Source organism: Ruminococcoides intestinale (genome assembly GCF_040095935.1).
GTDB classification, from domain to species: domain Bacteria; phylum Bacillota; class Clostridia; order Oscillospirales; family Acutalibacteraceae; genus Ruminococcoides; species Ruminococcoides intestinale.
In genome coordinates, this window is record NZ_JBBMFQ010000013.1 from 1 (window position 1) to 2,500 (window position 2,500).

1 tRNA gene and 1 rRNA gene (1 of these 2 cut by a window edge) are annotated in these 2,500 nt (G+C 47.3%); both read right to left on the bottom strand.

What is annotated here, in order from left to right:
* A 23S ribosomal RNA gene (locus WMO31_RS11175) occupies window positions 1–2,059 on the bottom strand; the annotation flags it as partial.
* Between the two features lie 390 nt (window positions 2,060–2,449).
* Window positions 2,450–2,500, bottom strand: a tRNA-Ile gene (locus WMO31_RS11180); it runs 26 nt beyond the window's last position.

Sequence of the window (2,500 nt, forward strand, 5' to 3'; positions counted from 1 at the left end):
AGTCTCCCGCCTATCCTGTACATAGATTTCCGAAACCCAATATCAGGCTACAGTAAAGCTCCATGGGGTCTTTCCGTCTTGCCGCAGGTAACCGGCATCTTCACCGGTACTACAATTTCGCCGGGTGGGTAGTTGAGACAGTGCCCAGATCGTTACACCATTCGTGCGGGTCGGAACTTACCCGACAAGGAATTTCGCTACCTTAGGACCGTTATAGTTACGGCCGCCGTTTACCGGGGCTTCAATTCGGAGCTCTCACTCCTCCTCTTAACCTTCCGGCACCGGGCAGGTGTCAGCCCCTATACTTCATCTTTCGATTTGGCAGAGACCTGTGTTTTTGCTAAACAGTCGCCTGGGCCTATTCTCTGCGGCTCTTTCGAGCACTCCTTATTCCGAAGTTACGGAGTCAATTTGCCGAGTTCCTTAACTACCCTTCTCCCGCTGGCCTTAGAATTCTCTTCCTGTCCACCTGTGTCGGTTTGCGGTACGGGCATCTGCTTCTATACGCAAAGCTTTTCTCGCCTTCAGCCAAGTGTGCTTCCCTACTCTAATTTCGGTCCCTTACGCCCGGGTCAACCAACGCCCGGGTCACACCCTTTTGAAGTGTCCCTTTGCTTAAATTACAGATGGTTACGGAATATCAACCGTATGTGCATCGGCTACGCCTTTCGGCCTGACCTTAGCTCCCGACTTACTTGGAGCGGACGAACCTTCCTCCAAAAACCTTAGACTTTCGGCCATTAAGATTCTCACTTAATTCTCGCTACTTATTCCGGCATTCTCACTTCTGTATAGTCCACCGCCGCTTTCGCTACGACTTCTCCCCATACAGAACGCTCTCCTACCATACATTAGATGTATCCCAAGCTTCGGTGTATAGTTTAGCCCCGTTAAATTTTCGGCGCAGAGTCACTCGACCAGTGAGCTATTACGCACTCTTTTAATGAGTGGCTGCTTCTAAGCCAACATCCTGGTTGTCTGTGCAATTCCACATCCTTTTCCACTTAACTATACTTGGGGACCTTAGCTGTGGGTCTGGGCTGTTTCCCTTTTGACAATGAAACTTATCTCCCACTGTCTGACTCCTGAAAAACGATTATCCGGCATTCTTAGTTTGATAAGGTTCAGTAACCTCTCGGCCCCTAGCCAATTCAGTGCTTTACCTCCGGTAATCTATTTCAAGGCTAGCCCTAAAGCTATTTCGGAGAGAACCAGCTATCTCCGGGTTCGATTGGAATTTCTCCGCTACCCACAGTTCATCCGCTACCATTTCAACGGGAGTCGGTTCGGTCCTCCATAAAGTTTTACCTTTACTTCAACCTGACCATGGGTAGGTCACCCGGTTTCGGGTCGAATACAACCGACTTCATACGCCCTATTCAGACTTGCTCTCGCTGCGGCTTCACACCTTAAGTGCTTAACCTCGCCGGTTACATTCACTCGCCGGACCATTCTACAAAAGGTACCCGATCGCTCTTTGATGAGCTTTCGGTGCTTGTAAACACAAGGTTTCAGGTTCTTTTTCACTCCCCGTCAGGGGTACTTTTCACCTTTCCTTCACAGTACTTCTTCACTATCGGTCACCGAGTAGTATTTAGGCTTGGAGGATGGTCCCCCCGTATTCCCACCGGGTTTCACGTGTCCGGCGGTACTCTGGATACAGATGGCTGTTCAGGCTTTTCGTGTACAGGACTCTCACCTTCTTCGGTTGGACTTCCCATTCCATTCCACTAAACCTTTACAATACCGTTTTCTGTCCGAACCCCGAAAGTATTACTACTCTCGGTTTGGCCTCTTCCGCGTTCGCTCGCCACTACTTACGGAATCTCAGTTGATTTCTCTTCCTCGCCCTACTTAGATGTTTCAGTTCAGGCGGTTCCCCTCATATACCTATGTATTCAGTATATGATGACAAGACTTTCCTCTTGCCGGATTGCTCCATTCGGAAATCTGCGGATCAAAGCCTACTTACGGCTCCCCGCAGCTTATCGCAGTTAGTCACGTCCTTCTTCGGCTCTCGGTGCCAAGGCATTCCCCTTGTGCTCTTTGTAGCTTGACCATTATGAGATATCTTTGGTTCTTCTTTTTCTTGTAATGTTAATTACTCTTTTCGCAGTTTAATAAGCCTTTAGTTTATTTATAACTAATCTTCTTATTACCCTTAAGCTTAATTGTAGTATTTTTTACCTATGGTTTACGCATTCAAATTATCATTTGAGTTTGTTTACCTGTATAACTAATACTTTTCTCGCTTTATCTGCTTCTTTATTCAGTTTTCAAGGTGCTTTTTTAGAAGAGATTTTAGACTTGATGATGTCAAGCCTCATTGTTCTTCGCTTCTCCTCAAATAACTCCCACTCGTCTAATATGTTTCAATCACTTGCGTGATTTTCACATCTTAGTCCTCGCCGGTCGTTATTTTCGGGCTCCGAACCTCGGCTCTTCTATATGGTGGGCTTAAGTGGACTCGAACCACCGACCTCACGCTTATCAGGCGTGC